At 62.9% G+C, this 22,468-nt stretch carries 26 protein-coding genes and 1 pseudogene; 20 read left to right on the top strand and 7 right to left on the bottom strand.

Features of this window, described 5'->3' with window-relative positions; all coding sequences use genetic code 11:
* From IPM84_00005 to IPM84_00035, 7 genes and pseudogenes are all read left to right on the top strand, one after another.
* A partial coding sequence (locus tag IPM84_00005) for a hypothetical protein (protein MBK9091180.1) occupies positions 1-1,333 on the top strand: 1,333 nt, incomplete at its 5' end.
* Positions 1,323-1,574: a hypothetical protein gene (locus IPM84_00010; GenBank protein MBK9091181.1), complete on the top strand. Its 252-nt coding sequence runs from the start codon at positions 1,323-1,325 to the stop codon at positions 1,572-1,574. The genes IPM84_00005 and IPM84_00010, both read left to right, overlap by 11 nt.
* An 84-nt stretch (positions 1,575-1,658) precedes the next feature.
* Positions 1,659-1,802: a hypothetical protein gene (locus IPM84_00015; GenBank protein MBK9091182.1), complete on the top strand. Its 144-nt coding sequence runs from the start codon at positions 1,659-1,661 to the stop codon at positions 1,800-1,802.
* Positions 1,803-1,938: 136 nt separating this feature from the next.
* Positions 1,939-2,564 (top strand): annotated as a pseudogene (locus tag IPM84_00020) (IS982 family transposase).
* A gap of 44 nt (positions 2,565-2,608) precedes the next feature.
* Positions 2,609-2,893: a hypothetical protein gene (locus IPM84_00025; GenBank protein MBK9091183.1), complete on the top strand. Its 285-nt coding sequence runs from the start codon at positions 2,609-2,611 to the stop codon at positions 2,891-2,893.
* An 85-nt stretch (positions 2,894-2,978) separates the two neighbouring features.
* Complete coding sequence (locus IPM84_00030) at positions 2,979-3,602, top strand: hypothetical protein (GenBank protein MBK9091184.1); 624 nt, start codon at positions 2,979-2,981, stop codon at positions 3,600-3,602.
* Between the two features lie 2 nt (positions 3,603-3,604).
* Positions 3,605-4,816, top strand: a complete 1,212-nt coding sequence (locus IPM84_00035) for a hypothetical protein (protein ID MBK9091185.1) — start codon at positions 3,605-3,607, stop codon at positions 4,814-4,816.
* Positions 4,817-4,856: 40 nt separating this feature from the next.
* Here the strand turns inward: IPM84_00035 and IPM84_00040 are convergent, their stop codons facing one another.
* Positions 4,857-5,141: a hypothetical protein gene (locus IPM84_00040; GenBank protein MBK9091186.1), complete on the bottom strand. Its 285-nt coding sequence runs from the start codon at positions 5,139-5,141 to the stop codon at positions 4,857-4,859.
* A complete protein-coding gene (locus tag IPM84_00045) occupies positions 5,138-5,320 on the bottom strand; it encodes a hypothetical protein (GenBank protein MBK9091187.1) in 183 nt (60 codons plus the stop codon). Before IPM84_00045 ends, IPM84_00040 begins: the two co-directional genes overlap by 4 nt.
* A gap of 15 nt (positions 5,321-5,335) precedes the next feature.
* On the opposite strand from IPM84_00045, the gene IPM84_00050 reads away from it, so the two are divergent.
* Complete coding sequence (locus IPM84_00050) at positions 5,336-5,662, top strand: hypothetical protein (protein ID MBK9091188.1); 327 nt, start codon at positions 5,336-5,338, stop codon at positions 5,660-5,662.
* Between the two features lie 106 nt (positions 5,663-5,768).
* Here IPM84_00050 and IPM84_00055 read toward each other — a convergent pair whose 3' ends face one another.
* The 3 genes from IPM84_00055 to IPM84_00065 form a co-directional block, all read right to left on the bottom strand.
* The gene (locus IPM84_00055) at positions 5,769-6,083 is read right to left on the bottom strand and encodes a hypothetical protein (GenBank protein ID MBK9091189.1); all 315 of its coding nucleotides are present in this window, start codon (positions 6,081-6,083) and stop codon (positions 5,769-5,771) included.
* Between the two features lie 64 nt (positions 6,084-6,147).
* On the bottom strand, positions 6,148-6,702 hold the full coding sequence (locus tag IPM84_00060; protein ID MBK9091190.1) for a hypothetical protein: 555 nt from the start codon (positions 6,700-6,702) through the stop codon (positions 6,148-6,150).
* Complete coding sequence (locus IPM84_00065; protein ID MBK9091191.1) at positions 6,695-7,240, bottom strand: hypothetical protein; 546 nt, start codon at positions 7,238-7,240, stop codon at positions 6,695-6,697. The genes IPM84_00060 and IPM84_00065 overlap by 8 nt, the downstream gene beginning before the upstream one ends.
* Before the next feature lie 196 nt (positions 7,241-7,436).
* On the opposite strand from IPM84_00065, the gene IPM84_00070 reads away from it, so the two are divergent.
* The 6 genes from IPM84_00070 to IPM84_00095 all read left to right on the top strand — a co-directional run bounded on the left by IPM84_00070 (position 7,437) and on the right by IPM84_00095 (position 12,596).
* Positions 7,437-9,020, top strand: coding sequence for a SpoIIE family protein phosphatase (locus IPM84_00070; GenBank protein ID MBK9091192.1), 1,584 nt, complete (start codon positions 7,437-7,439; stop codon positions 9,018-9,020).
* Positions 9,017-9,556: a GNAT family N-acetyltransferase gene (locus tag IPM84_00075; GenBank protein MBK9091193.1), complete on the top strand. Its 540-nt coding sequence runs from the start codon at positions 9,017-9,019 to the stop codon at positions 9,554-9,556. The genes IPM84_00070 and IPM84_00075 overlap by 4 nt, the downstream gene beginning before the upstream one ends.
* Positions 9,531-9,881 carry an STAS domain-containing protein gene (locus IPM84_00080; protein MBK9091194.1) on the top strand — a complete coding sequence of 117 codons (351 nt, stop codon included), beginning with the start codon at positions 9,531-9,533 and terminating at the stop codon, positions 9,879-9,881. Before IPM84_00075 ends, IPM84_00080 begins: the two co-directional genes overlap by 26 nt.
* An 85-nt stretch (positions 9,882-9,966) precedes the next feature.
* Positions 9,967-10,320 carry an STAS domain-containing protein gene (locus IPM84_00085; GenBank protein MBK9091195.1) on the top strand — a complete coding sequence of 118 codons (354 nt, stop codon included), beginning with the start codon at positions 9,967-9,969 and terminating at the stop codon, positions 10,318-10,320.
* Between the two features lie 35 nt (positions 10,321-10,355).
* Positions 10,356-11,156: a hypothetical protein gene (locus IPM84_00090; GenBank protein ID MBK9091196.1), complete on the top strand. Its 801-nt coding sequence runs from the start codon at positions 10,356-10,358 to the stop codon at positions 11,154-11,156.
* Between the two features lie 15 nt (positions 11,157-11,171).
* The gene (locus IPM84_00095; GenBank protein ID MBK9091197.1) at positions 11,172-12,596 is read left to right on the top strand and encodes an NAD(P)/FAD-dependent oxidoreductase; all 1,425 of its coding nucleotides are present in this window, start codon (positions 11,172-11,174) and stop codon (positions 12,594-12,596) included.
* Positions 12,597-12,693: 97 nt separating this feature from the next.
* On the opposite strand, the gene IPM84_00100 is transcribed toward IPM84_00095, so the two are convergent.
* Complete coding sequence (locus IPM84_00100; GenBank protein MBK9091198.1) at positions 12,694-14,988, bottom strand: AAA family ATPase; 2,295 nt, start codon at positions 14,986-14,988, stop codon at positions 12,694-12,696.
* Between the two features lie 277 nt (positions 14,989-15,265).
* Here IPM84_00100 and IPM84_00105 point away from each other — a divergent pair, with 277 nt between their 5' ends.
* The 5 genes from IPM84_00105 (at position 15,266) to IPM84_00125 (ending at position 20,722) form a co-directional block, all read left to right on the top strand.
* The gene (locus IPM84_00105; GenBank protein ID MBK9091199.1) at positions 15,266-15,868 is read left to right on the top strand and encodes a hypothetical protein; all 603 of its coding nucleotides are present in this window, start codon (positions 15,266-15,268) and stop codon (positions 15,866-15,868) included.
* A gap of 348 nt (positions 15,869-16,216) precedes the next feature.
* Positions 16,217-16,918: a response regulator transcription factor gene (locus IPM84_00110; GenBank protein MBK9091200.1), complete on the top strand. Its 702-nt coding sequence runs from the start codon at positions 16,217-16,219 to the stop codon at positions 16,916-16,918.
* A gap of 36 nt (positions 16,919-16,954) precedes the next feature.
* On the top strand, positions 16,955-18,340 hold the full coding sequence (locus IPM84_00115; GenBank protein ID MBK9091201.1) for a HAMP domain-containing protein: 1,386 nt from the start codon (positions 16,955-16,957) through the stop codon (positions 18,338-18,340).
* A 17-nt stretch (positions 18,341-18,357) separates the two neighbouring features.
* Complete coding sequence (locus IPM84_00120; protein MBK9091202.1) at positions 18,358-19,884, top strand: amidase; 1,527 nt, start codon at positions 18,358-18,360, stop codon at positions 19,882-19,884.
* Complete coding sequence (locus IPM84_00125; protein MBK9091203.1) at positions 19,850-20,722, top strand: hypothetical protein; 873 nt, start codon at positions 19,850-19,852, stop codon at positions 20,720-20,722. The genes IPM84_00120 and IPM84_00125 overlap by 35 nt, the downstream gene beginning before the upstream one ends.
* A gap of 163 nt (positions 20,723-20,885) precedes the next feature.
* On the opposite strand, the gene IPM84_00130 is transcribed toward IPM84_00125, so the two are convergent.
* Complete coding sequence (locus tag IPM84_00130) at positions 20,886-21,932, bottom strand: histone deacetylase (GenBank protein MBK9091204.1); 1,047 nt, start codon at positions 21,930-21,932, stop codon at positions 20,886-20,888.
* Between the two features lie 86 nt (positions 21,933-22,018).
* Here IPM84_00130 and IPM84_00135 point away from each other — a divergent pair, with 86 nt between their 5' ends.
* Positions 22,019-22,354 (top strand): DUF971 domain-containing protein, encoded by a 336-nt coding sequence (locus tag IPM84_00135; GenBank protein ID MBK9091205.1) that lies wholly within the window; start codon positions 22,019-22,021, stop codon positions 22,352-22,354.
* Positions 22,355-22,468 lie beyond the last annotated feature (114 nt).

Genomic DNA, 22,468 nt, shown 5'->3' on the forward strand with positions numbered 1-22,468 from the left:
CGATAACCGCCAGGGCGCGTTCACGGCTGAGATCAATCTCAGCGGCGCGCCCTCTGTCCTGGAGGTGGGCGATCGGGTTGTCGCCATCAACGGACAGCAACTTGCGCCGGACGGCATCCCACCCTTCCCGCCCGACCTGCGCGCGGGGCAAACGGTGCGTTACACCATCGAGCGCGGCGAGCAGACGCTGGATGTGGACGCGCCTTTACTGCAACTCGATGCCTTAGCCCTGTGGCGCAGCCTGGTGGGACAATTCCGTCTCGAGCCGCGCGAGATGGTCGTATCGCTGGTGGCGTTGCTGGTGGTTGCCTTGGCCTTCTTTCTGCGGCCGGGCAACCTCGGCGCCCGTTACCTGCTGCTTATTTTTGGCTACTATTTTGCCTTAGCCTGGTTCAGTTTCACGGTCTCCTCGCTCTATCGATTCACTTTCCCGGCCGGCGCACAAGCAATCACCCAGATGATGGGCCTCTCCTGGGCGTGGTTCTTCTTCGCAACGCTGATCCAGTTGCCGCTGGCGTTCCCGGTCATCAAGGCGCCGCTGCGTCGCTTCCCCCGCCTGCTACCCGCGCTTTTGTACGGCATTGCCTTCGTCGTCTGCCTTGGGGGCAGCTATCAAACCGTCGTGATCAGCGGTTCGCTGTCGCCCGCTCTGTTCCTGCTGTTCATGCTCTACCTGGTCCTGACGGTGGTCTCCATCTTCGGCTCGCTCATCCACAACTGGCGGACCTTGGTTGAACCGGTGGCGCGGGCGCAGTTGCGCTGGCTGACCCTGGGGATGGGGCTCGGGCTGGGCGTTCCCTTCCTGGGGATGATCGGGGTGTTGGTGACCGGGGGCGACTTCGGCGGCGCCAACCTCAATTGGATGCTGTGGCTGATCCTCCTGTTGCCCGTGTGCATCGCCATCGCCATCACCCGCTATCGCCTGTTCGACATTGACGTCATCATCCGCAAGACGCTGGTTTACGCTGTGCTTAGCGCGCTCTTGGGTCTGGTCTACTTCGGCAGCGTGGTGCTGTTGCAACGGCTGTTCGGGACGCTGACCGGCGTCGAGCAATCGCCGCTGGCGGTGGTGGTCTCGACGCTGGCGATCGCTGCGCTCTTTACGCCCCTGCGCCGCCGTATCCAGGATGGCATTGACCGTCGTTTCTTCCGCAAGAAGTACGACGCCGCCCAGGTGCTGGCCCAGTTCGCGCTCACCGCCCGCGACGAGGTGTCGTTAGAAGCGCTCACGGCCGAATTGACACGCGTGGTGCAGGAGACGATGCAACCGGAGAAGGTCAGTTTGTGGTTGCAGCCGACAGAAAAACCCCGGAGAAACAGCTATGGAGAATAATGCTCCTTACATTTTGAAGGGCAACCAACTCGCCTGGGCACGCTTGACCTGGATGGTGATTGCGCTGGCGATGTTTGGCGTTGTGATGGCAAGCTGGCCACCTTACGTCCGGCTATTAAATATGGTTTGCGAAACGTGCCAGATGACTCCCGTTTATGCGAAAATTTTGCAGGCCAGCGGAATCAGCGTGGAACAGTGGGTAATTTTCCAGATCATCCCTAATATAATACGTGTGATGTGAAATGAGGACTGGACACCACTACCAAAGTTGGGTAAAGTAACGCTGTGATGAAAGTAGCGTTATCTAGGGTAGAGGAGGTGTTTGATGTCCATGTCTATTTGCACGGCAGAGTTGATGCTTGTTACCTACTGTCTGGTCGACGACTGGTATCAGCGCAAAGGCGCACGTCTGCTAGGTCGCACCGTCGGGTCAAAGCCGGAATTCAGCGATAGTGAGGTGCTGACCTGATGCTGGCGATTGACATTTTTCGAGTTCACCAGCGAACGACGTTTTGTCTGCTTCATTCGGGCAGATCACTTGGCGTTGTTTCCCAAGTTGCTCACCCAGAGCCAGTACAATCGTCGTGCGCGCAGTCTGCAATGCTTTGCTCAACGAGTTGCGCAAAGAGTGGGCGACCGAACTGGGGGTGCAGTTCGAGCGGCACTTTCTGCTCGACACCACACCCGTCATCGCCATGGGCTATCGGCGGGACAAGAGCCACAGTGACTTTCGCGGTTCAGCCGAGTACGGCTATTGTGCAGCCCGTCGGTTGAGTAACTCGGCTACAAGTTGGTCATGTTGACCACACTCAATGGCACGCCCTATGCCTTTGAACTCGTGCCCGCCAACACCGATGAGCGCGAGGCTGCCGACGAAATCCTCGATTCACTCCCACCAGACAGCAACGTCTGGTCCGACAAAGGCTTCATCGGTGAAGAGTGGCAAGCCGACTGGTCTCGGCAAGGTGTCCATGTCTGGACGACCAAGCGCGAAAACCAAAAGGTCCAGAATCCCCGCGAATTCGACCGCCTGCTGAACAGCGTCCGTGAACGCATCGAAGGTGCTTTTGACATCTTGAAAGAAGGGGGGCGTTCGGTTGAGCATACGCTCGCCCATACCGTCAAGGGACTCTGCTCTCGCATTATTGCCAAGATCGCTGGTGGCATCCTTCGGTTGTACTTGCGCCGCTTCTTTGCCATTGATGTCCTGACCTACACCGTCAACGCATAGCATTTCACATCACACGTATAATAGTTTTTCTGGGGTGGATGGGGATGGGGACAGTAATTTTCCTGGTCAAATCCAATGACCGGCGTGCTTTGCTGTTCTCTGTGCTGTTGATCATCATCGGGGCCAGTTTTGGGGGAACCATGGGCCTCCTGGCCGATCACATTCCTGCATGGGTTTGGGTGAATAACATCTTCAACTATGCAAGTTTCCCTTGTTTGGTCAGCTTGATCTATCTTTTCCCCAATACCGCTTTCAAGCCACGCGGCCTGGCCTGGCTTTTTGGGCTTATTGTGTGTTCTTTTTATTCCCATCCCATTCGCGAATTCTAATTTTCCAATTGCCTATAACTTCATCTTCGGTTTGTCTTTTGTGGTTTCTTGCATCGTCGTACCCGTCTATCGCTACCGGCGGGTGATGACATTCAACGAACGCCAGCAGACGAAATGGGTGATATTCGGCATTGTGCTGGCGATGGCAGGCATCGCAACGACCCTAGCGCTTGTGGCAAATGGGCCAATTTCTTGTGATCCTCTTGGTGGACCCAAACTCTATTGCGACATCGTGCAGGGTATTGGTTATAGTCTCTCGCCTTTGATGATTCCCATTTTTATCGGGATTGGAATTTTGCGCTCGCGTTTGTGGGACGTTGACATCCTCATCCGCCGCACCTTGCAATACACCCTGCTGACCGGCCTGTTGGCACTTTGTGTATTTCGGGGGATCGTGATCCTCCAGGGAATTCTCGGCCCCTTGACGGGGTCCGCGAGTTCTCCCATCGTCACCGTGGTCACCACGCTGGGGATTGCCGCGTTGTTCACCCCCCTCCGCCATCGCGTGCAGGACTTCATCGACCGCCGCTTCTTCCGCAAGAAGTACGACAGCCAGAGGGTGCTGGCGCAATTCGCTCAGACGGCGCGCGATGAGACCGATCTCGACGCGCTGACCGCGGAGTTGACGCACGTGGTGCAGGAGACGTTGCAGCCGGAGCGGGTGAGCGTGTGGTTGACTCCTTCTGGTCATAAATCGGAGACGGTGTAACGATGATGAACCGAATACCGGGCCGTCGAGACACTGACCGCATCCTCGGCAAACTCGTGCTTGGGCTAATGTTGGCGTATTGGCTTTGGATGTTGTTTGACCTGGTCACTCACCCCGTTACCGCGGGGCCCAATGCGGGTGGTCCTGGTTTTCGCTGGCTCTCGGCACTGACCGGTATCACCACCGTCCTGACAGCTCTTTTTGTGATGCGGCGCGTGCCAGGCAACCTGGTAGGTCCCTTGCTGCTTTTGTGGGGAGTTGGTGCGACCGGCTGGTCGTTGCGCTCGGAATGGGTGAATGTGCAGGTTGGAACCCTGGCATCCACGGCCTTTGGAATAATCTTCTTCTGCATCTCCTGCCCGGCGGCTATCTTGTTGCTATTGTTGTTTCCCGATGGCAAACCATACCCGTCACGGCTGGCACGCTGGCTTCCACTCATGACCGGTCTGGTGGTCGTAGCCGGCATATTTTACTTGTTTGGCTATTATAAACCAGACTCGCCGGGCAACATTCCCAATCTTCTCTACATCCCCTCGCTGAGGGGCACAGGGCTAATGATTTACCTGGTGGCGTATCTGGCGGTAATGACCATCGCTCTGGTCACCCTGCTCTTGCGCTATCGCTCCGGCGACGAGCGCCTGCGGCTGCAGATCCGTTGGCTAGGCTGGTTACTTGGAGTAGGCATCCTGCTTGGTGTTATCCCGTTCGAGAGATTGTTCGGGCCGCAAGTTGCCTACTGGGTAATTCTGATCACCTATATCTTCTGGCAGTCCTTCCTGGCCTTAGGGATCGGTATAGCCGTTCTGCGCCACAACCTGTGGGGAGTTGACGTCGTCATCCGAAAAACGCTGGTCTACGCAGTGTTGACGGCGCTGCTGGCGCTGGTTTACTTCGGCAGCGTGGTGCTCCTCCAGCGGCTGGTCGGGACGCTGACGAGCGTCGAACAATCGCCGCTGGCGGTGGTGGTCTCGACGCTCGCGATCGCCGCGCTGTTTACGCCCCTGCGCCGCCGCATTCAGGACGCGATTGACCGGCGCTTCTTCCGCAAGAAGTACAACGCCCAGCAAGTGCTGGCGCAGTTCGCCATCACCGCGCGCGACGAGACCGATCTCGACGCGCTGACCGCGGAGCTGGCGCGTGTGGTGCAGGAGACGCTGCAGCCGGAGCGGGTGAGCGTTTGGCTGAGAGAAACAAAAAGCCCGAAGGCTGGTTGAAGCCATTCGGGCTGAGAAGGAGCATGATCAGTTTGCACGATCAGGCCAACTGTGGAACCTGCCGGATGTCGGCGTCCCAGTGAATCTGCTGTACGATGCGCACCCGTTTCTGCATCTTGATGTGGATGCGTTCACTGCCAGGCGGCAACGGCGTGGCCTCCGCCAGAGCCAGGTTGGCTTTGTTGAATTCCGGATCATCCACATCGAGCAAGACCAGCGTCGCTTTGTCCGGAATCCTGTCAAGAATCTCGGGATGATCGAAAATGTATCGGTTGAACTGTTCGCTCAACTCGAAGATCTTGTCAGCCATTGTTTGAGCGTTCATTCTGTTTTCCATTGCCAATACCTTTGCATGTAAAAGCGGTAGTTCGTTCGGAGATCCCGCAGCGCAAAGTTGACCGCTTCTTCGTTGTCGGCGAACATCATGGGCGGTGTCTTGACCTGAGAGCCATCGGGCTTAAGATCATCCCGATGCACAAATTGATGCGCATTGTCATAGCGCACGATCGGAGTCCAGTCTTGACCGATCAACGTCTCCAACTGCACAGTAAACCGCAATATCCGGCCACGATCTTTCAGGTATCGGACGCGCGGCGCTGTGGCGTCGGGCAAGGGAATAAAGAACTCGCGTTCGTCCATAATGTGAAAATTATACTACAGCGCGCGGTAATCACCAAGACGCTCAAACCTCGGCCGGGGAATCGGGGTTCCGCCGTCACGGCCCGCGACGAGGCCAACCTGGACGCGTTGACGGGGGAACTGGCCCGCGTGGTGCAGGAGACGCTGCAGCCGGAGAAAGTCAGTGTATGGTTGAAGGAGTCGGCCCCGGTTCAGGGACGACGATAAATGTCGTGGGTGCCGATGTTGCGAAAGACGTAGATGAGTTCCCCGGTCTGAGGATCTTGTTCGATGTGGAAAGTGAAGACGTACTGGAGTGAAATTTCGCCTTACTTCATTGCTGGTCCAGAAAAGCAATCATATCGTCAACCCGATCAAAGGTCTGCACGCGGCCCTCGGCGATGGCCAGGTTTGCGGCGCGCTCCTTTTCCTGCCACTCCGGCGTCCAGAAATAGGTCTGCTCGGCTGCCATGCGCAGGGCATCCAGGATCACTTTCTGGGCGGAAGCGCCTGGCGCCGTGCTGCTTGCCAGCTTTGCCAGCGCCTCGCGGACGCTGTCTGCTTGATCGGGCGGCACAGCCACGACCAACTGTGGCCGTCGGACGTTGGCAGTGTCCAACCGAACGTTTGGCTGGTAACGATAGGACATGCGATCTCACTCCTTTCTCGCACTTCGGGTTCGTACAATCGCAGTGTCATTATAGCATGAAAAGCTAAACGCCGGCCGCGCCGAGCTTATCTTTCAGCAGCGCGAATTTACGGCGAAACATTTCGGGGTCGGCGGTGGGCTGGTAGAATTCGTAATCGGGGAGGATCTGCGCCAGGTAGGCCTCGAGCGTAGACAAGCTGATCAGTTCGGTTTTGACCATGCGCACAACATCGTCGAAGTCCTTTTCGTTGCCACGGTGTACCTTGGCCAGGGCGATGGAGTAGAAATCGAAGTGAAAGACATCCAACGATCCGTACCGGCCGACGAATTGGCAGCGCTCCTGAAATCCCGCCGGAAGCGGGATGAACTGCTCGGGCGATGCCAATTCGACCAGGATGCCCATCTCCCGGCTCACGGTGCGCAAGCAGCGGATGAACTCAGCGTGATGCTCATGGGCAGTGGAGAACTGGACGTCAATGTCGAAGGTGCTTGTCTTGCCCGCGACCAGCAGCAGCGAACTTCCGCCCACCAGGTAAAGCCTGGCATGGAAATGGAAGCAGCGGCCAAGCCGCTGCAAGAAGGCTTCCAACACTTGCGCATTAACCAATGGCTCAGCCATGATGTCTCTGCTCCAGGTTGAGCTGCTGCAAAAAGAGGTTCATCGTTGATTCGTAGACGCTTAGCCAATCGAGGCCGGTCTTGTCCGTGTAGAGCCTGGCAAGGCCGCGCAGTCCCGCCTCGCCAAAGCGATCGTCGGGACCTGGCAGACCATAATGCGCTCGTCCGAAGTAGTCGGGCAGCAGCGGAAAGCCGCCAAGGTGCATGCGCAAGGTGCTCAGCCAGAACCGTTGAAGATAGACCGCCGCTGTGTAGAAATGGCGCAGCACGTTAGCAGCCAACGGCGGCAGACGGTCAACCAGCCCTGGCGTCTGATCAGCCAGCTCAGGTTGGCGCAGAAACAGCGGAATAAGCGCTTCTCGCAGGCGCGGGTCTGGATGGTCGGCCAGATGTGCGATTAAAGATGTGGATTCGACAGCGCTGTAGGGCGCAGCCGGTTCGGCAACCGCGATGTGACGCACACCATGCGCCCTGAGCGCCCCGATCAAGGGCGCGTCTGGCTGGGTGGAGATCGCTGGTTCGGGTGCTGCGAGAGTCATCGTGGTCACCTTTGGATTGAACAACTGCATACAGATTCTGGCGACAGTATATCATTGATTCCCCCTGCATGAAAGCGCACGGCGGTGAGCTGCAGGAAAGAAAAGTCCGTGTTTCGTAACGCTTGCCGTAACGATCTCAGGACGGTCATCCGCTACACTTAAGCTGTCACGTTGTCACAAGGAAGACGGAGCAATTATGCGCAATCTATTTCGTAAACAGTCTCAGGGAGAGGCGACCTTGCCCATCCCCGCCGAGGCGCCGGCCGAGCCGGCCCCGGTGGCAGCCCAGATCCTGCCGCTGGATTTCGCGCCCAACGACCCGCTGAGCGCGTACTTGCTGAGCACCGGCGGCGCGGTGGACCTCGATCGGCTTAAGCTGGACTCGCCCGCGCTGCGTGCGCTGCGCGAGGCCGGGGTCAGGCTGATCGCACCGCTGGCCGGCCAGGGTGAGTTGATCGGCCTGCTGAACCTGGGCCCGCGGCGCAGCGAGCAGGAGTACACGGCCGACGACCGCCAGCTCCTCGCCGACCTGGCGACCCAGGCCGCGCCGGCCGTGCGCGTGGCCCAGCTCGTCCGCCAGCAGCAGATCGAGACGCAGGCCCGTGAGCGGCTGGAACAGGAGCTGCGCGTCGCCCGCGTCGTCCAGCAGACCCTTCTCCCGAAGGAACTGCCCGAGCTGGATGGCTGGCAGGTGGCGGCCTACTGGCAGCCGGCCCAGGCGGTCAGCGGCGACTTCTATGACTTCATCGCCTTGCCCGACGGCAACCTGGGTGTGGTCGAGGCCGACGTGACTGGCAAGGGCGTGCCCGCGGCGCTCGTCATGGCGGCCACGCGCGGTATTCTGCGCGTCGCGGCCGAACAGGATCCCACCTCTCCCGGCAAAGTCCTGGCGCACGTCAACGACCTGCTCTGCCCCGACCTCCCGCCCAGCATGTTCGTGACGTGCCTCTACGGCGTGCTCAATCCCGCGACTGGGCGCTTCGTTTTCGCCAACGCCGGCCACAACCTGCCCACCAAGCGCACTGCGGATGCGGTCGTTGAGCTGCGCGCCACCGGCATGCCACTGGGGCTGCTGCCGGAAATGACCTATGACGAGCACGAGGCGCTGTTGGAGCCTGGCGAGATCATCCTGATCTACTCCGACGGCCTGGTCGAGGCGCACAACCCGCAGGGCGAGATGTTCAGCTTCCCGCGGCTGCGCACCCTGGCTGGCGGTCTGGGCAGCGGCGCTGACCTCATCGAGCAGTTGCGCGGCGCCCTGGCCGACTTCACCGGCCCCGGCTGGGAACAAGAGGACGACGTGACGTTCGTGACGCTGGAGCGCACCTCCCCCCCTCTCCCTTGCAGGGAGAGGGGGTCGGGGGGTGAGGTCCTCGCTGACTTCACGGTCGCCAGCACAACCGACAACGAACGCGAGGCGATGGAACGGGTCGTAGCCGCAGTCGCAGGGCTGGGCTTGTCCGCGGATCGGCTGGAGCGGCTCAAGACCGCGGTGGGCGAGGCGACGATGAACGCCATGGAGCACGGCAACCGTTACGACCCGGAGAAACCGGTCGCTATTCAAGTACGCGCCGATGCCGACGAGCTGATCGTCAGCATCAGCGATCACGGCGGCGGCCAGCCGATTCCCGAGGTTGACACGCCCGACCTGGAGGCCAAGCTGGCGGGGCTGCAATCACCGCGCGGCTGGGGTCTCTTCCTCATCCGCAGCATGGTGGACGACATGCGCGTGACCGAGGACGGCGTCCATCACACCGTCGAACTGGTGATGAACCGATGAAAATCCTTGAGACCGATCGGCTGATTCTCAGGCATCAGACGCCGGCCGACCTTGAGAGCCTGTGGGCGCTGTATTGCGACCCGGATGTGCGCAAATACATCCCTGATGCGCCTCGCACTCGCGATGAAGCGCGCAAGGAACTTGAGTGGCACATGAATGGACATCCACGACGTCCTGAATTGGGACTCTGGGCGACCATTCATAAGGAAACGGGCCGATTCATCGGCCGCTGCGGCCTGCTGCCCTGGACAATTGACCAGCGTGAAGAAGTAGAAGTGGCCTATTTGCTGGCCCAAGCGTATTGGGGGCAAGGATTGGGAACCGAAACCGCGCAGGCGATCGCTCGCTACGGCTTCGAAGAGCTGCACCTGTCGCGGCTGATCTGCATGATAGAACCGGAGAATCACGCTTCGGTCAAAGTAGCCCGGAATATCGGGATGGTCCTGGAGAAAGAAATGGAAGATGAACTGGGGCCATATTTGTTGTTTTCCACTGCGAAAGGAGATCGCAATGCCAGCCAAACCATTTCAAGCTAGTACCCGACACCAGCCCGATGCAGAGATCATTGACCTGCGCGGGGAGATCAACGCCGCGGCCGAAGCGGGCCTGAGCGCCGCCTACACCGAGGCCGAAGGCCGCAACCCGCCAACCATCGTGCTGAACTTCGGCGAGGTCAGCTACATCAACAGCACGGGCATCGCGCTGATCGTCGGCCTGCTGGCCCGTGCCCGCAAAGCCAAGCGCCGCCTGCTCGTCTTCGGCCTCAGCCCGCACTACCAGGAGATCTTCCAGATCACCCGCCTGGCCGATTTCATGACGGTCTTCCAGGACGAGGCCAGCGCGCTCGCCGGGGGCAGATAGCAGATAGCAGATAGCAGATCGGCGAATGAGCGAATCAACGAATAGCAAATTGCGCCGCACGCCACACGCAACACGAGGAGGTCCCATGTCTCTCATTAAACTCGATATCACAACTCGCAAGATCAATACCAAGACCAGCATCCTGGACATCCGGGGCGAGGTCACCGGCACGGCCGAGAGCATCCTGATGGAGGCCTACACGCGGGCCACGGCGGCCGGCGCCCACGCGGTCATCTTGAACTTCGACGGGCTGGAGTACATGAACAGCTCCGGCATCGGCCTGCTCGTGACGCTGCTGATCCGCATCCAGCGCCAGAAGCAGCGGCTGCTCGCCTTCGGGCTGAGCGACCACTACCGGCAGATCTTCGACCTGACCCAACTCGACAAGGCCATCGGCATCCACCCGACAGAAGCCGCCGCGCTGGCCGCCGCCGGATGACAGGTACGCAGTGCGCAATACACTAAGGAGATCACATGTCCGAATCAACTAACCAACCAGCCGCCCAACTGCCGTCCCGCGACGCGGCCAACTGGGCCAAGCCGGTAGACGGGCTTCGGGTCGGCGACATTTCGCCGGAAGCCACCAATCTGAACGTCGAGGGCAAGCAGCTCTCCGGCCCCCTCGCGGGATTCGGCCAGATGTGGCAGAAGACCTATCGCATCCGCCTCAGCGGCGCGGACGTCACGCCTGAGCAGGTCATCAAGCTCTGGAAGGAGAACTTCGCCACGTTCTGGCCCAAGGGCAACCGCTTCTTCGGCGGTGTGGGGATCGAGCCTGGCCAGGTGGCTGTGCTCAACCTTGCCGGCCCCGGCGGGATGAACGCGCCCGGCGGCGGGCCGCTCATCTCCACCGGCATCATGGTCATCTACGCCGACGACGAGTCCTTCTCGTTCATGACGCCGCAGGGTCACATGTTCGCCGGCATGATCACGTTCAGCGCGGAGCGGGAGACAAATCCTGACAGCGAAGCCGAGCAGACCGCCCTGACCACCTGCGCTCAAGTGCAAGCCCTGGTGCGCGCCAGCGATCCCATCTATGAGATCGGGTTCCGCCTGGGGCTGCTGAAGGAGGAGGACATCTTCTGGAAGTACACGCTCACTGCGCTGGCCGACTTTTTCGGCGTACACGGTGAGGAGCCTGACCTGAAGATCGTGCTCGTAGATCCAAAGGTGCAGTGGGCGCAAGCGAAGAACGTGTGGCATAATTCGGCGGTGCGCACCGGGCTTTACACACTGGCCGCGCCCGTGCGCTGGCTCCGCAGTCAGGCGAATTAGCATCTGGGGCGCTGCATGGCTTCGAAACAATCCTACGATGCCGTCATCGTCGGCTCAGGCCCCAACGGCCTGGCGGCCGCCATCACCCTGGCGACCGCCGGCCGCCGCGTCCTGGTGATCGAGGGCAGCGAGACGATCGGGGGGGGCACGCGCTCCGCAGCGCTGACGCTGCCGGGCTTCGTGCATGACGTCTGTTCCGCGATCCATCCGCTGGGCGTAGCCTCACCGTTTTTCCGCGATCTGCCGCTGGCAAAACACGGCCTGGCGTGGGTTTTCCCGCCCGCGGCCATCGCACATCCCCTGGATGACGGCAGCGCGGTCCTGGTCGAACGGTCGGTCGAGACCACCGCCGCGCAGCTCGGCCCTGATGCGGGCGCCTATCGGCGGCTGATAGGGCCGCTGGCCGCGGACTGGCGCAACGTGCTCGCGGAGCTGCTCGGCCCACTGCGCTTCCCGCGGCATCCGATCAGCCTCGTGCGCTTCGGCCTGCCGGCCCTGTTGCCCGCCGCAAGCCTGACCCGGCTGTTGTTCCGCGGCGAGCGCGCCCGCGCCCTGTTCGCGGGGATGGCCGCGCACCCGATCATGCCGCTGGAATGGCCGGCGACCGCTGCATTCGGGCTGATGCTGGGCACCCTGGCGCACGCGGTCGGTTGGCCCATGGCGCGCGGCGGCTCGCAGCGGATCGCCGACAGCCTGGCCGCGCACCTGCGCAGCCTGGGGGGGGAGATCGTGACGGGGCAGTGGGTGGCGCGCATGGATGACTTGCCGCCTGCGGCCGCGACCCTCTTCGACGTCACGCCGCGCCAACTGGAGAGCATCGCGGGCGACCGCCTGCCTGCGTCCTACCGGCGCAAGCTCCGTGGCTACCGTTATGGTCCAGGCGTCTTCAAGGTGGACTATGCGCTCGACGGGCCGGCGCCGTGGCAGGCAGCAGAATGTCTGCGGGCCGGCACCGTTCACCTCGGCGGCACGCTGGACGAGATCGCCGCGTCCGAACGCGCGATCTGGCGCGGGGAACACGCCGCCCATCCCTATGTCCTCTTCGTGCAGCAGACCCCCTTCGATCCGACGCGCGCCCCCGCGGGCAAGCACACAGCCTGGGCCTACTGTCACGTGCCGCATGGCTCAACCGTGGACATGACCGGCGCGATCGAGGCGCAGATCGAACGCTTTGCGCCCGGCTTTCGGGACCGCATCCTGGCCCGCAGCACGCGCAACGCCGCGGAGATGGCCGCGTACAACCCCAACTACATCGGCGGCGACATCAACGGCGGCGTGCAGGACCTGCGCCAGCTCTTCACGCGGCCCGTAGCCAGCCTGAATCCCTACACGACACCGGCCAGCGGCATCTACCTCTGTTCCTCGTCCACCCCACCCGGCGGCGGCGTGCATGGCATGTGCGGTTACTTCGCCGCGCAGGCCGCGCTCAGAACCAGGTAACCAAGTGAGGGAATAGCATGATCAGGGTTCAAGAGATTCGTGAGGCGATTCAGCGCGCACGTGAACGACTTCCCCGGAACAAGCTAATCGGGAAGCGTCAGTCCGGACCACGTCCCCCCCTCACAAACGCCACCACGCTGCCCCATGACACGGTCTGCCCCAACAACTGTCGCTCGATCAGGGCGCGCACGTAGGCCAACGCGTCGCCATCCATCTGCTGCGCCAGGCGCTGCATGTAGCTGGGGCGCCCGCCATCCTCGCTCTCGGCAAACCAATGCGCCAGCAGCGCGGGGGTGATGCGCACCGCGCTCGTTTCGGCGACCGTCTCCACGCTCACCTCGTACAGGCCGGCCGCCAGCGCCATGTGCCGCAAATCCTCCGCCTGCCAGTTGACCAGGGCATCGTCCGCATCCGCGTAGATCGCCTCTTCCGCGGCCTGCCAGGCCTGCGCGAGGTCACCGGGCAGGCCGCTGCGGTCCAGCAGCGCGTAGATGCGCTGCGTGGCCGCGGGCACGGTCTGCGCCAGGGCCAGGCGACCGCCGGGCCGCAGGAACGCCAGCAGGCTGTGGAACACGGCCGTCTTGTCAGGCTGCGCGGTCAGCGCGCTGCGCCCCACAATCACGTCGAAGCGCGTGGCGGCATCCACCGTCGCCACCAACGCCGGCAGATCGTTGACTGCGCCGGTCAGGATCACCGGCCGTTCTGCCTGATCGAGTTGGGTTGCCATCTGCTGCAGGGCCTGGGCCTCGCGTGCCGTTGAGGCCAGCGCCCACACGCCGCCGACCGGCGCACGGCGCACGGCCTCCCAGGTGAGCAGCCCATTGCCCGCGTTGAGGTCCAACACCAGGCTGTGCCGTTCGATCTGCGCCAGCGCCATCACGCGCTCGCGCAGCCGTGCCAACTGCTCGCCCAGGTTGCTCAGGGTGCGCTGCAGCCACAGGTTGGACGCGGGCGGTCCCTGGTAAGTCCGATCTCCGCCCCAGGTGTCGCGGCCTGGCGCCGGCGCGGCCTCCTCGCCTTCGAGCATGGCGGCCAACTGCGCCTCGCGGCGGCGCGCCACGTCATCCCGAATCTGGCGCTCATAGCCCAGGCTGCCCGGCTGGTAGAAGACGCGGCCTTGCAGGCTGGTCGGCAGATACTGCTGCGCGACCCAATGATCGCGGTAAGCGTGCGGATAGAGATAGCCCTTGCCATGCCCCATGTCTTCGGCGTCGCGGCTGGCGTCCTTGAGATGATCGGGCGCCTCGGCCTCCCGCTCCCCCTCCACCACGCCCAGCGCATCGAAGAAGGCGAAGGCGCTGTTGCTCTTGGGCGCGGTCGCCAGGTAAAGGCAGGCGGTCGCCAGGTGAAAGCGCCCCTCCGGCAGTCCCACGTAATCGAACGCCTGCGCCGCGGCCACCACCACCTGCAAGGCGTGCGGATCGGCCAGGCCCACATCTTCGCCGGCAAAGATCAACATGCGCCGAAAGATGAAGCGCGGGTCTTCGCCCGCGTAAACCATTTTCGCCATCCAGTAGAGCGCGGCGTCCGCATCGGACCCGCGCAAGGACTTGATGAACGCGCTGATCGTGTCGAAATGGGCGTCGCCATCCTTGTCGTAGAGCACCGCGCGGCGCTGAATGGACTCTGCGGCGATGTCACGTGTGATGTGGATCAACGGCCGCTCGGTGTCCGGCGCCGCCTCGGCGCCGGGCTGGGTGGTTTCCACGGCCAACTCCAGCGCGTTGAGCACGCTGCGCGCATCGCCATTGGCCACGCTGACCAGGTGATCGAGCGCGTCGTCATCGAGCAGCACGCCCAGCGCGCCATAGCCCCGCACCGGATCAGCCAGCGCCTGCCGCGCGACCGCGCGCAGATCGTCCTCCGTCAGGCTGCGCAGTTGAAAGATGCGGCTGCGGCTGACCAGCGCCTTGTTGACCTCGAAGTAGGGATTTTCCGTGGTCGCGCCGATCAGGATGACGGTGCCGTTCTCCACCCAGGGCAGGAGCGCATCCTGCTGCGCCTTGTTGAAGCGATGAACTTCGTCCACGAACAGGATCGTCTTCTGACCATGCAGCCCGCGGCGCTCCTGCGCCACCGCCACCGCGTCGCGAATGTCCTTGACCCCGGCCAGCACCGCGTTGATGGCGATGAAATGGGCGCGCGTGGTGTTGGCGATGATGCGTGCGAGGGTGGTCTTGCCGCTGCCGGGCGGTCCCCAAAAGATGACCGACGACAACTGGTCGGCCTGAATCGCGCGGCGCAGCAGCCGGCCCGGCCCCACGATATGCTCCTGGCCGATGAACTCGTCCAGCGTGCGCGGGCGCATGCGCGCGGCCAGCGGCGCCTCGGCATCAGTCGCCTGCTGCCGGCGCAGATCGAACAGGGTCGTGCTGGTGGTTGATGCGGGCATGACAGCCTCTGGTCGAAAAAAAACGTAATGTCACGGGGCGCCGCTCATTGTAGCGCAAAGCCGCCCGCGCGCCAAGCGCGAACCAGGCGCGTCGCATCTCTTGACTGAGATTTGCGCCAGGACAAGGATGCGATTAACCACGCGCCTCACACATGGGCTTCACACGGCCTTCATTTGGCTAGGGCATAATAGGCGTGCCGAGGCATTGATCTGGCTCAGAGCGCCAATCTCGCCAGGCGAAACAGAATCACAACGATGTCGAAAGGAATGGGCTTGTATGAAAAGCAAACGAGTAATGACAATGATCGCCGTGGTGTTGGCCCTGAGCCTGGTGGCCGTCTTTGCCACCGGCGCGCTGGCGCAAAGCGGAACGGTGTGGAATATGATGCGGGGCGTGATGGGCGGCGCGGTTGATGCCGAATCTATGCAGGCCATGTTTGCCCAGATGCACCCCAACGGCGCCATGCCCGTCGGCATGAACGCGATGATGGGGCAGATGTGGAACCAGGACGGCACGGTCAATGCCGAAGCCATGCAGGCCATGCATGCGCAAATGCAGAATGGCGAGGCCATGTCGGCCATGCATGCGCAAATGCAGAATGGCGGGGCCATGTCGGCCATGCATGCGCAAATGCACAATGGCGAGGCCATGCCGGCGGACTGTACCGAGATGATGAACGACCCTGAGCATCAGGCGCTCATGCAGGAGCACATGGCCAATCCCCAGATGATGCAGATGATGCATGGGCCTGACGGTTTCGATCCCCAGGCTTGCCAGGACTTCATGGCTGCCAACCCTGGTGTAGCGCCGGCCGAAGTGCATGCGCAGTGCCTGGACGCCATGCAAAATCTGGCCCCTGCCGAGTCAACCGTTAAGTAACAGCGCACTCACCCCTGTGTCCTGCTGGTGCAGGCATGAAACCGGGTTTCACCACCGTCGCCACCGAACCGGATTGCGGTTCGGGCAGGCCGCTACGGTGTTGAAACCCGGTTCTTGTTTGTAATCCACTCCCCTGCTGTGCTATACTGCAAGCGGGAACTGACTTCACTCCTCCGCCGAAAGAAACAGGCGCAGCTCGTGCCCGCTTGCAGTAAACAATGGGCGCGCTGCCATGCCGCTCGACTAAGGAGCCGTCACGAAACAAGTGTTACACCTGCGCCCCTTTGGCAAGCGTGAGAGTTGCGACCATTATTTCACCTACTGTTATTTCATGACGGCTCCTAACTCATGCAAACGATTGTCATCATCGAAGACGAACGTGACATTGCCCATGTCCTGCGCAGCTATCTGACCCAGGCCGGTTTCCGCGCCCTGGTTGCGCACGATGGGCGCCTGGGGCTTGACCTGACGCGACGGGAGAAGCCCGCGCTGGTCATTCTTGACCTGATGTTGCCGGGCCTGGATGGCCTGGATATCTGCCGCGCCTTGCGTCGCGACCCTGATCCTGCCATCAGCGAGACCGCCATTTTGATCCTGACCGCGCGCGTCGAAGAAACGGACCGCCTGATTGGCCTGGAATTGGGCGCCGATGATTACGTCAGCAAGCCCTTCAGCCCGCGTGAAGTCGTCGCCCGTGTGCGCACGATTTTGCGTCGCACCCAGCCCCGGCCAGACGCCGCGCCGGCTCGCCCCCTGGTCATCGGCGACGTGCGCCTGGATCCCACCCGCCGTGACGTGAGCGTGGCCGGCGCCGCCGTCGAATTGACCCCCACTGAATTCGATCTGCTCTACCTGCTGATGAATGATGCCGGGCGCCCCTTCACACGCATGGAGTTGCTGGAGAAACTGCAAGGGGACGCGTACGAGGGCTACGAGCGCACAATTGACGTACACGTCAAGAACCTGCGCCGTAAACTGGGCGACGCCAGCCGCAATCCCCGCTTTCTCTTGACCATACTCAACTACGGCTATAAATTTGCCGATCACTGACGGTTTAGCGCCTTCCGCATGGGGTCAATTCTGACAATGCATTCACTGGCAACCAAACTCCTGCTGACCTTCATGGCCGTGATCGTCCTCAGCCTGACCGCAGTGACCATCACTGCCAACCGGGTAACGCAGCGCGAGTTCGAACACCTGCTTTTTCGCGGGCAGATGGTCACGCCGGCCGAGATTCAGACCCTCCTCAGCAGCCACTACCAACACATCGGCTCCTGGGACGGTGTACAAGCCCTGGTCATCGCCGAAGGCAGCAGCGCGGCGGGGGGGCACATGGGCCTAATGGGCAACTCACGCGTGCGGGTCGTGGACAGCACCAGCGGCCTCATCGTGGGCGACAGCCTGGGGGAAACGATCGGCCAATCGCCGGCCCTGGGCGCCTTACGCTTGGGGCTGCCGTTGCAGGTGGATGGTCGCGTCGTCGGCACGTTGCTCATCGAGGGGGTCATGTCCATGCCGATGCCGGGCACGCCCGATGCCAACGTGGTGAGTCGGGTCAGGCAAGGCGTGCTCGTCGCAGCCCTGTTCGCGGGGCTGGCGGCGCTCTTGCTCAGCCTGCTCTTCGTGCGCCAAATCACACGGCCGCTCAATCAATTGGCTGCCGCCTCTCAGTCTGTGGCCCAGGGCGACCTCGGCGCCCGCGTGCCCGTGCATGGTGACGATGAACTGGCGCAAGTCGGGGCCGCGTTCAATCGCATGGCCGAAAGCCTGCAAACCCAGGAAACCCTGCGCCGCAACCTGGTGAGCGATGTCGCGCATGAGTTACGCACCCCGTTGAGCGTCATTCAGGGCCAGGTGGAAGCGCTGCAAGATGGCGTCTTTCCCCTCACCCTCGCCGCCCTGACGCCCATCGAGACCAACACGCACCTGCTGACCCGCCTGGTAGAAGACCTGCATACTCTGGCCAGCGCTGAAGCCGGTCAACTGCCGCTCGATCGGCAGCCGCTGGCCCTCGAGGAACTGGCCGCTGACGTCGTTGGCGGTCTGCAAGCGCAGGCTGCCGCCGCAGGCATCGTGCTGCGCATGGATGTCGCGCCGGCGCTGCCGCTCATCGCCGGCGACGCCCAGCGCTTGCGCCAGGTCATTCTTAACTTGCTCAGCAACGCCCTGCGCCACACGCCGGCCGGCGGCGCCATCACCGTGCGCGTGCGTCCCGTGGCTGCGCCGACCGCCGCGGTCATGCTTTCGGTCGTGGACAGCGGCCCTGGCATCGCGGCAGAAGATTTGCCCCACCTGTTCGAACGTTTCTACCGCAGCGACCACTCCCGCAGCCGGGACAGCGGCGGCAGTGGGCTGGGCCTGACCATTGCTCGCCATCTGGCCCGCGGGCATGGCGGCGAGCTGGTGGCCGAAAGCCCGCTGAGCGCCGTCGGCGGCGCCGCTTTTCATCTGACCATTCCGCTGGCGAGTTAGGGAGGTTGCCGATCACAATGCACGAGATGACGATTCAAGAACTACAGGCGCGCATGGCGGCAGGGACGCTCACAAGCCGCGGCCTGGTGGAGATGTACCTGGCGCGCATCGCGGCCATTGACCGCCAGGGGCCAACCCTCAACGCGATCATCGAGATCAACCCGGACGCCCTGGCCATCGCGGCCGCGCTGGACGCTGAACGCAGGCAAAGCGGCGCCCGCGGCCCGCTGCACGGCATCCCCATCCTGCTCAAGGACAACATTGACACAGGCGATCAGATGCAGACCACGGCCGGCTCGTTGGCGCTGGTCGGTCCGCCCGCACCGGCCGACGCCCCTCTCGTCAGCCAACTGCGCCAGGCCGGCGCGGTCATCCTGGGCAAGACCAACCTGAGCGAATGGGCCAACTTCCGCTCGTCCCACTCCACCAGCGGCTGGAGCAGCCGCGGCGGGCAGACGCGTAATCCCTACGCATTGGATCGCAACCCGTCCGGCTCCAGTTCCGGCTCAGCCGTGGCGGTGACGGCCAACCTGTGCGCGGTGGCCGTGGGCACCGAAACAGACGGCTCGATCACCTCGCCCGCGTCGGTCAACGGCGTGGTAGGCATCAAGCCCACCGTGGGGCTGGTCAGCCGCCGCGGCATCATCCCCATTGCGCACAGCCAGGACACGGCCGGCCCCCTGGCGCGCTGCGTGGCCGACGCGGCCATCCTGTTGGGCAGCCTGACCGCCCCCGATCCTGGGGACCCCGCCACGCTCGACCGCGCCGGCCCCGTCTTCCAGGACTACACGCCGTTTCTGGACCGCGGCGGTCTGGCCGGCGCGCGCATTGGCGTGGCGCGCAACTTCTTCGGCTTCAATGAACGGGTGGATCGCCTGCTGGAGACCTGTCTGGAGGTGCTGCGGCGTGAGGGCGCCGAGGTGGTGGACCCCGCGCCGGTGTTGACGGCCGGCCAGTTCGAGGAAAGCGAAGCGCTGGTGCTCCTGGTCGAGTTCAAGGCCGATTTGAACGCCTACCTCGCGCAGCGCGGCCCGACGACGCCCGTGCAATCGCTGGCCGAGATCATCGAGTTCAACGAACGCCACGCGGAGCAGACCATGCCCTTTTTCGGGCAGGATTTGCTGCACAGAGCGCAAGCGCAAGGGCCGTTGACAGGTCATACCTACCAACAGGCCCTGGCGATCAATCAACAGATGGCGCGTGACGAGGGCATTGATGCCACCCTGCGCACGCATCGCCTGGATGCCATCGTGGCCGCCACCTGCACGTTGGCCTGGCTCACCGACCCGATCAATGGCGATCATTACCAGGGTAGTTGCACCTCGCCAGCAGCCGTGGCCGGGTATCCGCACATCACCGTGCCGGCCGGGCTGATCAGCGGCCTGCCCATTGGCCTCTCGTTCTTTGGCGGCGCGTATCAGGAGCCGACCCTGATCCGCCTGGCCTACGCCTTCGAGCAGGCGACGTTGGCGCGGAGGAGGCCGGAGATTGGAGATTGGAGTAAGATTGATGAGGTTTGTGTTGTCTGCGCGGCCGCCGTTTAGCCTGGCGGCGGTGGTCAATTCGCACGGTTGGGTGCAATTGGCGCCGTTCAGCCATGACAAGGAAACGGATGGCTTCGATTATGTGCTGGAACTGAGCAGCGGCCGGGCGATTGATCTGTGCGTCCGGCCGGCGGGCGCGAGCGATGTGCAAGTGGACACCTCGGCCACGCTGACGCAGGTTGAGCAGGAGGACCTGACCGGCCGCGTCACCTGGATGTTGGGGCTGGATCAGGACCTGACGCCGTTCTACGAACGGGCGCGCTTGGAGCCGAAGCTGGCGCACGTCGCCGCGGAGGGGCGAGGGCGCATCCTGCGTTCGGCGACGCTGTTCGAGGATGCCATCAAGACGATGTGTACGGTCAACACCACCTGGGGCGGCACGAAGCGCATGGTGCGCGGCCTGGTGGAGAACTACGGCGCGACGCTGGCCGGCGCCGCGCAGCGGGCTTTTCCCAGCGCGGCGCGGTTGGCCGCGGCCAGCGAGCAAGAGTTACGCGCCGACGCCAGACTGGGCTTCCGCGCGCCCTACGTGCTGGGGCTGGCGCGGGCGGCAGCCGCGGGCGACGTTGACCTGGAGACGCTCAAGCACTCTCCCGCGTCAACGCTGGAGGTGCGCAAGCAGTTGCTCGCCATCAAGGGCATCGGCGACTACGCGGCCGCCAATCTGCTCATGATCCTGGGGCGCGGCGATTTCATCCCCGTGGATTCGTGGGCGTTGAAGGTGGTGTCGAAGGAATGGCACAACGGTCAGCCCATCGGCCGGCCCCAAGTGGAAGCGGCCTTTGCGACCTGGGGTGAGTGGAAGGGCCTGGCGTACTGGTTCTGGAATTACGCCTGATTGGTGTGCAACCTTGCGAGCCTGTAGGTCCGGCCTCCTGGCCGGACGGCGCTGGAAGAGGAAAGCAAGCTCTGCAACAGACGGCATCGTCACGCCGGAGACGTGACCTACGGCTGGAGCTTGTCACGCGATAGAGACGGCGGCGTCACGCCGGAGACGTGACCTACGGTTCAAGCTGCGGCGGCCAGGCCATGCAGCGCGGCCCGCGCAGCAAGGCGCTGATATCGCGTTCGGGGCGGGGCGCCGGGCCAAACAGGTCCTGAATGACCGCCTGGCGATCCTGCAGCAGCCAGAGGGTGTTGTTGACGCCATGTGCAAGTACGTCCAGGTTGTAGCCGCCTTCAAGAGCAAAGACGATCTTGCCTGCGCACAGTTCAGCGGCCATGTCCAGCAGTTCGCTGACCAGGTGCGCGTAACCGGTCAGGGATAAGGTCATGCCGGCCAGCGGATCGTCCCAATGCGCATCGTAGCCGGCCGACACCAGGATGAGCTGCGGCTGGAAACGTCGCGCCAGCGGCCACAGAATCTGCGCGTAGATCGCGGCGTAGCCCTGGTCGCCCACGCCTGGCGGCAGCGGCACGTTGGCGGTCGTACCTATGCCGGCGCCAGCGCCTGTCTCATTGATGGCGCCGCTGCCGGGATAGTACGGGTACTGATGCGTGGAGAAGAAGAGGACGCCTGCATCGTGGTAAAAAATATCCTGCGTACCATTGCCATGATGCACGTCGAAGTCCACAATCAGGATACGACTCAGGTTGCGCTCCACCTGCGCCGTGGCCGCGGCCAGGGCCACGTTGCTGTAGAGACAAAAGCCCATGGCCTCCGCGGCGGTGGCATGATGCCCCGGCGGTCGCAGCAAGGCAAAGCCGTTGCCGGCCTGACCATCGAGCACGGCCAGGGTCAGATTGACTAAACCGCCGGCCGCCAATCGAGCGGCCAGGGCGGAGCCAGGGCGCACGTAGGTGTCTGGATCGAGATAACCGCCGCCTTGCTGGGCCAGGGTCTCGATGCGCTGTACATGCTGCTGTGGATGAACGCGCAGCAGGCGCTCGTCACTCAACGGTGTGCAGGGCACGGCCTGCACCTGACGCAAACAGCCGGTCTGCGTCAGCAGGGCCAGTGTGCTCTCCAGACGATGACGATTTTCGGGGTGCCCCGGCAAATCATGGCTGCGTTCGGCCGCGTCGTAACAATAGGCTGTGGTTGGCATAGTCTCCCGTCCGCATCGCAGGGGGCAAATTCATTGGCTGCCTGAACTTTAGCACAACTCTTTATTCCAGGAAAAATGGAGAACCCATGTTTCAATCTGTCGAAAAACCACGCACCGTCACCGTCAACCGCCAGGCAGGTCTGCTGGTGATTGACTGGCAGGACAGTCATCACAGCGAGTATCCCCTCAGCGGCATCCGGGCGGTCTGTCCGTGCGTCTCGTGCCGCGGCGGCCATGCCGAGATGGCTAAGCCAATCGCCCGTGCCCAGTTGTTTGCTCAGCCCAACGGCTCCAGCGAGGTGCAAGGCGCTGAGTTCGTCGGCGCCTACGCCATCAGCTTTACCTGGGCCGACGGCCACAACACCGGCATCTACACCTGGAGTCTGCTGCGCAGTTTGTGCCCCTGTGCAGCGTGTGATTAGGGGCGCGAGCCGCAAGCTCATGCCCGCGGCGCAGATGGCCCGCCCTCACCTTGACCGCTGCCCTCCCTCGCTCGTCATACTCGGTGAGAGGTGCATGAGCAACAACCGTGAAGG

This window comes from Candidatus Amarolinea dominans (assembly GCA_016719785.1).
In the GTDB taxonomy this organism is placed as follows: domain Bacteria; phylum Chloroflexota; class Anaerolineae; order SSC4; family Amarolineaceae; genus Amarolinea; species Amarolinea dominans.

Excerpts from the sequence above, each read along its gene's own strand:
- IPM84_00075 (MBK9091193.1), top strand. The coding sequence starts at position 9,017 with ATGAAAATCCTTGAGACCGATCGGCTGATTCTCAGGCATCAGACGCCG.
- IPM84_00040 (MBK9091186.1), bottom strand. The coding sequence starts at position 5,141 with ATGAACGCTCAAACAATGGCTGACAAGATCTTCGAGTTGAGCGAACAG.
- IPM84_00110 (MBK9091200.1), top strand. The coding sequence starts at position 16,217 with ATGCAAACGATTGTCATCATCGAAGACGAACGTGACATTGCCCATGTC.
- IPM84_00035 (MBK9091185.1), top strand. The coding sequence starts at position 3,605 with ATGATGAACCGAATACCGGGCCGTCGAGACACTGACCGCATCCTCGGC.
- IPM84_00115 (MBK9091201.1), top strand. The coding sequence starts at position 16,955 with ATGCATTCACTGGCAACCAAACTCCTGCTGACCTTCATGGCCGTGATC.
- IPM84_00085 (MBK9091195.1), top strand. The coding sequence starts at position 9,967 with ATGTCTCTCATTAAACTCGATATCACAACTCGCAAGATCAATACCAAG.
- IPM84_00125 (MBK9091203.1), top strand. The coding sequence starts at position 19,850 with ATGAGGTTTGTGTTGTCTGCGCGGCCGCCGTTTAGCCTGGCGGCGGTG.
- IPM84_00080 (MBK9091194.1), top strand. The coding sequence starts at position 9,531 with ATGCCAGCCAAACCATTTCAAGCTAGTACCCGACACCAGCCCGATGCA.
- IPM84_00135 (MBK9091205.1), top strand. The coding sequence starts at position 22,019 with ATGTTTCAATCTGTCGAAAAACCACGCACCGTCACCGTCAACCGCCAG.
- IPM84_00095 (MBK9091197.1), top strand. The coding sequence starts at position 11,172 with ATGGCTTCGAAACAATCCTACGATGCCGTCATCGTCGGCTCAGGCCCC.
- IPM84_00015 (MBK9091182.1), top strand. The coding sequence starts at position 1,659 with ATGTCCATGTCTATTTGCACGGCAGAGTTGATGCTTGTTACCTACTGT.
- IPM84_00090 (MBK9091196.1), top strand. The coding sequence starts at position 10,356 with ATGTCCGAATCAACTAACCAACCAGCCGCCCAACTGCCGTCCCGCGAC.
- IPM84_00030 (MBK9091184.1), top strand. The coding sequence starts at position 2,979 with ATGACATTCAACGAACGCCAGCAGACGAAATGGGTGATATTCGGCATT.
- IPM84_00130 (MBK9091204.1), bottom strand. The coding sequence starts at position 21,932 with ATGCCAACCACAGCCTATTGTTACGACGCGGCCGAACGCAGCCATGAT.
- IPM84_00065 (MBK9091191.1), bottom strand. The coding sequence starts at position 7,240 with ATGACTCTCGCAGCACCCGAACCAGCGATCTCCACCCAGCCAGACGCG.
- IPM84_00060 (MBK9091190.1), bottom strand. The coding sequence starts at position 6,702 with ATGGCTGAGCCATTGGTTAATGCGCAAGTGTTGGAAGCCTTCTTGCAG.
- IPM84_00100 (MBK9091198.1), bottom strand. The coding sequence starts at position 14,988 with ATGCCCGCATCAACCACCAGCACGACCCTGTTCGATCTGCGCCGGCAG.
- IPM84_00070 (MBK9091192.1), top strand. The coding sequence starts at position 7,437 with ATGCGCAATCTATTTCGTAAACAGTCTCAGGGAGAGGCGACCTTGCCC.
- IPM84_00025 (MBK9091183.1), top strand. The coding sequence starts at position 2,609 with ATGGGGACAGTAATTTTCCTGGTCAAATCCAATGACCGGCGTGCTTTG.
- IPM84_00010 (MBK9091181.1), top strand. The coding sequence starts at position 1,323 with ATGGAGAATAATGCTCCTTACATTTTGAAGGGCAACCAACTCGCCTGG.
- IPM84_00120 (MBK9091202.1), top strand. The coding sequence starts at position 18,358 with ATGCACGAGATGACGATTCAAGAACTACAGGCGCGCATGGCGGCAGGG.
- IPM84_00105 (MBK9091199.1), top strand. The coding sequence starts at position 15,266 with ATGAAAAGCAAACGAGTAATGACAATGATCGCCGTGGTGTTGGCCCTG.
- IPM84_00055 (MBK9091189.1), bottom strand. The coding sequence starts at position 6,083 with ATGTCCTATCGTTACCAGCCAAACGTTCGGTTGGACACTGCCAACGTC.